Origin of the sequence: Amphritea sp. 1_MG-2023, assembly GCF_030547545.1 — a bacterium.
Lineage (GTDB): Bacteria > Pseudomonadota > Gammaproteobacteria > Pseudomonadales > Balneatricaceae > Amphritea.
On the sequence record NZ_JAUOQE010000011.1, the window covers coordinates 103430 to 110435 of the forward strand.

At 46.7% G+C, this 7006-nt stretch carries 5 protein-coding genes; 2 read left to right on the top strand and 3 right to left on the bottom strand.

Translation table 11 applies throughout. From position 1 onward, the window contains the following. Positions 1 to 111 precede the first annotated feature (111 nt). The 3 genes from Q4488_RS08310 to Q4488_RS08320 form a co-directional block, all read right to left on the bottom strand. On the bottom strand, positions 112 to 1578 hold the full coding sequence (locus Q4488_RS08310; protein WP_303580012.1) for a sensor domain-containing diguanylate cyclase: 1467 nt from the start codon (positions 1576 to 1578) through the stop codon (positions 112 to 114). 220 nt (positions 1579 to 1798) lie between these two features. After that, positions 1799 to 2920 carry a polyamine ABC transporter substrate-binding protein gene (locus Q4488_RS08315; protein WP_303580013.1) on the bottom strand — a complete coding sequence of 374 codons (1122 nt, stop codon included), beginning with the start codon at positions 2918 to 2920 and terminating at the stop codon, positions 1799 to 1801. Between the two features lie 94 nt (positions 2921 to 3014). Then, complete coding sequence (locus Q4488_RS08320; protein ID WP_303580014.1) at positions 3015 to 4361, bottom strand: glutamine synthetase family protein; 1347 nt, start codon at positions 4359 to 4361, stop codon at positions 3015 to 3017. A 373-nt stretch (positions 4362 to 4734) separates the two neighbouring features. Here Q4488_RS08320 and Q4488_RS08325 point away from each other — a divergent pair, with 373 nt between their 5' ends. Continuing rightward, positions 4735 to 6018: an FAD-binding oxidoreductase gene (locus tag Q4488_RS08325; RefSeq protein WP_303580015.1), complete on the top strand. Its 1284-nt coding sequence runs from the start codon at positions 4735 to 4737 to the stop codon at positions 6016 to 6018. Between the two features lie 113 nt (positions 6019 to 6131). Beyond that, the gene (locus Q4488_RS08330; protein ID WP_303580016.1) at positions 6132 to 6782 is read left to right on the top strand and encodes a TetR/AcrR family transcriptional regulator; all 651 of its coding nucleotides are present in this window, start codon (positions 6132 to 6134) and stop codon (positions 6780 to 6782) included. The last annotated feature ends 224 nt before the right edge of the window (positions 6783 to 7006 follow it).

Consider the following 7006-nt stretch of genomic DNA (forward strand, 5'->3'; position numbering starts at 1 on the left):
TCTTCGAAATGATGCATAAAAATACGGTGAATCTTCAAGCAGGATCTAATATATATAGTTTGCGTCTTTATAGCAACTCTTTATTTAAGTTTCTCGCAAACTGAGCGGTGTTTAAGCGTCATTAATCGGTGTGTTGGTGGTCACTTCAACTTGATTTCGCGCCTTTGATTTAGCTCGGTAGAGGGCTAAATCTGAGCGATTAAATAGGCTGGCGGTGGTTTCATCGGTAGTGTATTCGGCGATACCAAAGCTGGCGGTGACGTTTAATGTCTTGCCATCGACGATGTGTAACGATGTTTCAATCTCTTGGCGCATCTTCTCAGCGATAAGACGTGCGTCTTCTTGATGACAGTTAGGCAAAACAATAAAGAATTCATCTCCACCCCAGCGGCACAAAGTATCTGCTTGTCGCAGATTGCGGGTTAGCACGTCGGCCACGCGGGTCAAAATAGTATCCCCCAGCAGATGGCCATAGCGATCATTACAGCTTTTGAAGTAGTCAATATCGACGAGTATGGTGGAAACGGGATGCTTTTGACGCTTGGCATAATTGAGAATCTGCTGAAAAACCAGTTCAAAGGCATGACGGCTAGAAGCGCCGGTTAGGGGGTCGGTGTTGGCCATATGTTCTAGTCGGCGCTGATAGCCGCCAAGGGTGTAATGTTGCAGCAGCAGAACAAGCAGTATAACCACGAAACTGAAAGACAAATTAATCCAGAGTGTGGTGGTAATTTGCGCTTCACTTTGTTCGGTGTGCTGTACGATCAGATACCAGCTCAGTTCAGGTATGTAGCGGGTTTTGATGAGATAGGTTTGCTGATCATTGTCGTAATGATACGAGCCACCAGGGCTACTTAATATGCTCGGGGCGAGCTCTTTGAGTCCGGTTACCGTATGGATGTCATTGGCACCTTGGTATTGGCTGCCTTGCATGGTGACCTTACCCTGAGGATCGATAAAATAAATCTGACGCCCGTAACGGTTTTGATACATCTCGATAAGTTCTTTAATCGTTTGGGATGCCAAACCCACACCGATAACACCTAATAATTTACCGTGTTCATCCTTTACTTTATGGTTGACAAAGAGTGTTGTCGTTGACGGGGCGGCGGTATCGAAATCCAAGTTTATATCGAATTCGTTAGGGGATTGGCGACTATCAAAATACCATTGATCGGCCGAGTCCGTTTCTGTCACTTGCTTGAGGACACCGCTGCTGTGGTAATAGTTTCTGCTGAAATCGGAGACAAAGAACGCCGTAAAGGCGTTGTAACGTTGTTGTATCGAATACAGATAGCGTTGTATTTGATCAGAGTTGAGTTCGCCTGCTGCGATCCAGTCGTGGACAAAGGTGTCTTGAGCCATCAGTGAGGAAACTAAAATCGGTTGCAGCAAATCACGCTGTACTTCTGAGTAGATCGTATCACTGGTCAGAGGTAGGGTATTGGTTGAGATGTGCTGGTTGAGTGTGCGATTGGCGACATAATAGCTGATTAGGCTAATAGCAGAGAAAGCGATGGTTAATAATAAGCCGCTGATGAGAATAAAAGAGGGCTTACGTAGGTGAGTTAGGCTCATAACATTACATCGCTTAATATTGAGTTGTTCGACAGTCAGCAATAGCCTAACTATCAAACAATAATATTATCAGAATCAATAGACTTACTCACCTGTAAACCGCGCTAATAGAAGCTCAAATTGCGTGCTTGCATCTCGGTATATGCATCAAGATGATGCGCCGATAAGAAAACCGCCCGACAGGGCGGTTGCATCGATGTGTTATCGGGCTAATTTAGGTTCATTTACCGGTTTTGATATTTGACCAAGTACGGCTGCGAACTCGGGCTACATTAGCGGGCAATGTAGCAGGCATATACAGACGATCACGGGTACTCATATCGGGATAAATTGCCGAATCCGATGTGATTTCTGCATCGACTTGATCGGTTGAGGCGATATTCGGGTTGGCATACCACACATAGTTGGTAATGTCGGCGATGATATCGGGCCGTAGCAGGAAGTTGATAAACTTATGCGCATTGTCGGCATTTTTTGCATCCGCTGGAATTAGCAGCATATCAAACCAGATTTCAGTTCCTTCTTTAGGAATGCTGTAGCCTATTTCATTGCCATTATTAGCTTCTTCTGCGCGGGCTTGTGATTGGAATACATCCCCCGAGTAACCGATAGCCACACAAATATCACCGTTGGCTAAGTCATTTACATACTGAGATGAGGTGAATTGACGTAGATACGGTCGCACCGCCTTGAGAGCCTTTGCCGCGGGATTGCTATCTTTGTGGGCAGCTTTACTGGTATCGATTGACGATTGCCCCGTGTACAGCAATGCCAGCGGATAGATTTCATCGGGAGAGTCTAAGAAGGTGACGCCGCAGTCAGCCAGCTTTTTCATGTTTTCCGGGTTAAATACCAACTCCCAGCTATCAACAGGGGCATCCTCACCGAGGGCCGCTTTTACTTGCTGCACATTATAGCCGATACCGGTGGTACCCCAGAGATAGGGAACACCGTATTGATTACCGGGGTCTTTGCGATCGAGCAAGTTCATCAGGCTTGGATCTAAGTTAGCCAGATTACTGAGTTTGTCTTTTTGCAGTGTTTGAAAAATCCCCGCTTTTATTTGTTGCTCCATAAAGTGCGAGCTTGGCACAACTAAATCATAACCCGAGTGGCCAGCCAATAGCTTTGCTTCGAGTGTTTCGTTACTGTCATAAACGTCATATACGACTTTGATGCCCGTTTCGGCTTCAAATTTCGCTAACGTATCCTCTGCAATATAATCCGACCAGTTATAGAAGTTGAGTACTTCCTGGGCTTGAGTCAGTGGCACCGACGCGGCTATGCCTAGCGTCGATATCTGTAATGCTTTTTTGATCAGATAAGGTACAGTCTTGTTCATGATGGTGTGCCTCGTATCGCAGTTGTAGGTGATTAGTCGTAACGTTGAAATGCCCTTAGCCGGAAAGCCGCTCTAAGGGCTGATAGGGCTAACATTACACGGTGAGTAAGAGATATTCCCGTTCCCAAGAGCTGATAACCTCATGAAAGGTTTCAAACTCTGCCCGTTTAACGCCGAGATAGGCTTTAACAAACTCAGAGCCCATAATTTCACATAATTCAGGACTTTCTTCCAGCAAGCTAAGCCCTTCACCCAGCGAGCGAGCGACTTCGACGACTTCATCTTCATCGGCGCCGAGAGACGTCACAGGCTTGGTCGCTTTGAGCTGCTGTTTCAATCCGAGGTAACCACACGCCAGACTGGCGGCGATGGCTAAATAAGGATTGCAATCAGAGCCTGGAAAGCGGTTTTCTATGCGGGTTGCCGGTAGGGGTGCGATCGGTACTCGCAGGCCCGTTGTGCGATTATCAATACCCCATTTAAAGTTGATAGGTGCGGCAATATCTGGCGCAAAACGACGGTATGAGTTGACATTGGGGGCATAAAACGAGATCGCTTGTGGCGTATATTTCTGTAGCCCCCCTAAGTAGTGATAGAAGCGCTCAGAAAATTGATTATCCGCATCACCCGCAAAGATATTCTCACCGGTTGCAATATCAATTAAGCTTTGATGGATATGCATGGCACTGCCGGGTTCGTGTTGCATCGGTTTCGCCATAAAGGTGGCATACATATCATGCTTCATCGCCGTCTCGCGTAGAGTGCGTTTGAAGACAAATACCTGATCGGCAAGGTCTAACGCATCGCCATGAAGAAAGTTAATCTCCATCTGCGCAGCACCGGATTCATGGATCAGTGTATCGACATCTAATCCTTGAGCTTCACAATAGCTGTAGAGGGTATCGATGACCGGATTAAATTCATTAACCGCATCAATGCCGTACGACTGACGCGCGGTTTCCCGACGACCTGAGCGCCCGGTGGCAGGCTTGAGTTCATAATCAGGGTCTGTGTTTTTTTGAATTAGATAAAACTCTACTTCGGGGGCAATCACCGGTCGTAGGCCTTCATCTGCAAATAGCTTGAGTACACGCCGTAACACTGAGCGGCTCGATAGCGGGTGGAGTTGACCATCGCTGGTGTAGCAGTCGTTGATGACTTGAGCCGTTGGTTCATCGGTCCAAGGCACTAGCCGTAACGTGTTTGAATCGGGTACTAGCTCCATATCTCGATCGGTTGGATCAACAATATCATTATGGTTGTCTGCCCACTCGCCTGTGACGGTTTGTACCAGTAGACTCTCAGGGATCTTCCCCCCTTTCTCGGCTAAATATTTTTTAGTCGGGTAAAATTTACCCCGAGCGTTTCCCGTCATGTCTGGTAGGGTCGATTCGACCTCAGTAATCCCGTTTTCTTTGAGAAACCTTTCCACGGCCTCCATAAATCACCTATCTCTATGGTTAATCTGAGCTTTAATCTGTTGACCGACGTTGATGCTAACGGTCATTAGCTTGTGTGTTGCTTTTGTATCGATCGCAACGTGAATAGTGTTAACGATTGTTGTGTGTCGCAGCACTAATCATCAGCGAAACATCATCGCAAGAAATCAGCTGATGACCATTATTTAAACTCGTTAGTCGAAACATTATTCGGGTTTTAGGTTATTCCATGATTTTTTTAAAATCAACTTTAATTTTTATTTTAATGCGATTTAATAGGCTTGTCGTTGCTAATAAATAGAATTATTATTCGGTTTATGGTTTTTTGATTGTCTTTTTTAGTGTGTTATATGTTTTTTTATGGAAGCCCGATCTATGAATGAGAATAACTGCCGAGCGTCATACTATGCTGATTCTGCTAATGACTGTGTCGATTATGCTGCGTTAAGCGGGGAGCAGCAGGCCGATATCTGTGTTATTGGCGCTGGCTATACGGGCTTGTCAGCAGCGTTACACCTAGCCAAGAAAGGCTATGCGGTGACCTTGTTAGAAAGTGAGACCGTGGGATGGGGCGCCTCTGGCCGTAATGGCGGTCAAGTTTGTCCAGGCCATAATATGAGTCATGCAGAGTTAAGCAAGAAAGTGGGTCGTGCAGCCGCTGATGCACTCTGGCATAGTTCGCTTGAGTCGGTTCAGTTGGTTAAAGACCTGATTGCCGAGTATCAAATTGACTGTGACCTTAAACAGGGTGTCATGCATGTGGCCGCTAAACCGGCCCATGTGGCCGACATACGTGATAGCGTCAGCTATAAACAAAAGGTGTTGGCGTATGACAAAATAGACTTTGTCAGCGACGCTGAGGTGCAAGCGATGCTAGGCACCGAACGCTATTATGGCGGTGAATATTGGCAAGACGCTGTTCATCTGCATCCGCTTAATTATGCCTTAGGGCTGGCTAAGGCGGCCACGGCAGCAGGAGTAAAGATTCATGAGCATAGTCGCGTCACCCAGTATCAGGCAGGTAAGCATGCGGCCGTCCACACGCAGGATGGCGTAGTTAAAGCAAAATATATCTTACTGGCCTGTAATGGTTATTTGGATAAGTTAGAGCCGCGTATTGCTGGGAAAATAATGCCGATCAATAATTTTATCATTGCCACCGAGCCGCTCAGTGATGAATTATGTCGGCGTATTAACCGTGACGATATCGCGGTGGCGGACTCTCGTTTTGTGATCAATTATTTTAAATTATCCGGCGATAATCGGTTGCTCTGGGGAGGCGGTGAAAATTACCGTCGCCATTTCCCGAAAGATATTCCAAATTTTGTTCGCCCCTATATGTTGCAGTTTTATCCAGAGCTGAGTGATGTCAAGATTGACTATGGTTGGGGAGGCACGTTGGCAATTACGCTTAACCGGATGCCGCATTTTGATCGGCTTGAGGAAAATCTCTTCGTGGCTCAGGGGTATTCTGGTCATGGTGTTGCTCTCGCGACCCTAGGTGGAAAGTTAATGGCCGAGGCCATCAGTGGCTCGGTGGAGACGTTTGATCTATTTAGCCGTGTGCCGAGCCCCTCTTTTCCGGGTGGTACCTTGTTGCGTTGGCCAGGCTTAGTGGCTGGCATGCTCTATTATTCGATGCGTGATCGCTTTTTTTGAGTGGGGCTGAGTGCTCAACGGTGCGGCAATAAAATCGGTATTTTCAGAACGCCGATCATTCAGTTTATAATGCCGCTCTTGGAGTTGTTGAATCAGTAGTATTGGGCACGAAATTGACACAAAAGCGTCGAGTAAAAACAGCATCGGATCTGGCCCCGCGCAACGCGCCGGTTCAGGGTCGCTCTAAAATACGATCGAAACAGATTATCGATGTCACCGGAGAGTTGTTGGAAAGGGTCGGTCTGGATGATCTAAACACGATTCTCATCGCTAAAGAGGTGGGTATCTCTGTGGGTTCTCTCTATCATTACTTCCCCAATAAGCATGCGATTCTCTATGCGATGGGGTCACGTTGGCTTGAAACGGTTGCGGCAGCCTTAGATGAGATTGATCGTTGGCCGGTAGAAAACTTATCGGTGGCTACTTTGGTTGAACAGGTGCTGGCGTTGAAGCTAAAAACCTATCAACAGCAGAAGGCTATTCTAACGTTAGTACAGGCGATGTTTTCGGTACCTGAGCTGCGCGAATTAGACGAACAGCATGACGAGCTAGAAATTTCCCGAATGGCTGCCGTGTTTAAGCGCATGGGAATTAACAAGCATTTAAAAGAACGGCAGCGGTTAGGGCGCCTTTATCTTGAGGTGACGCACAGTGTCATGCTCGTGGTAGTGAATCAAAAAGGACAGCGAGCCAAGCGTACGTTGGCGGATTTAAATATGATTATCTGCAATTTGCTGGGGCAATATTTACTAGAGGATCGTTAACGCACGGCTGAGAGGTATGTTAGCGCTGACGCTGATTTAAGTCACTTTTTGCGGCTTGTTCATGTATATCTCGAGGGGATCTTTGGTGGGTTCCTGTTCTAAGCAGCCGAGTGAATTTAAGAATAGCGAGAATAGTTCTGCTTGTGAGCTAAGGAAGGTGCGAATAAGTCAATTACGCCTCTGGCTGACAGAGAAGCTGGAGATCAAGGCAACAGTTACAGGCA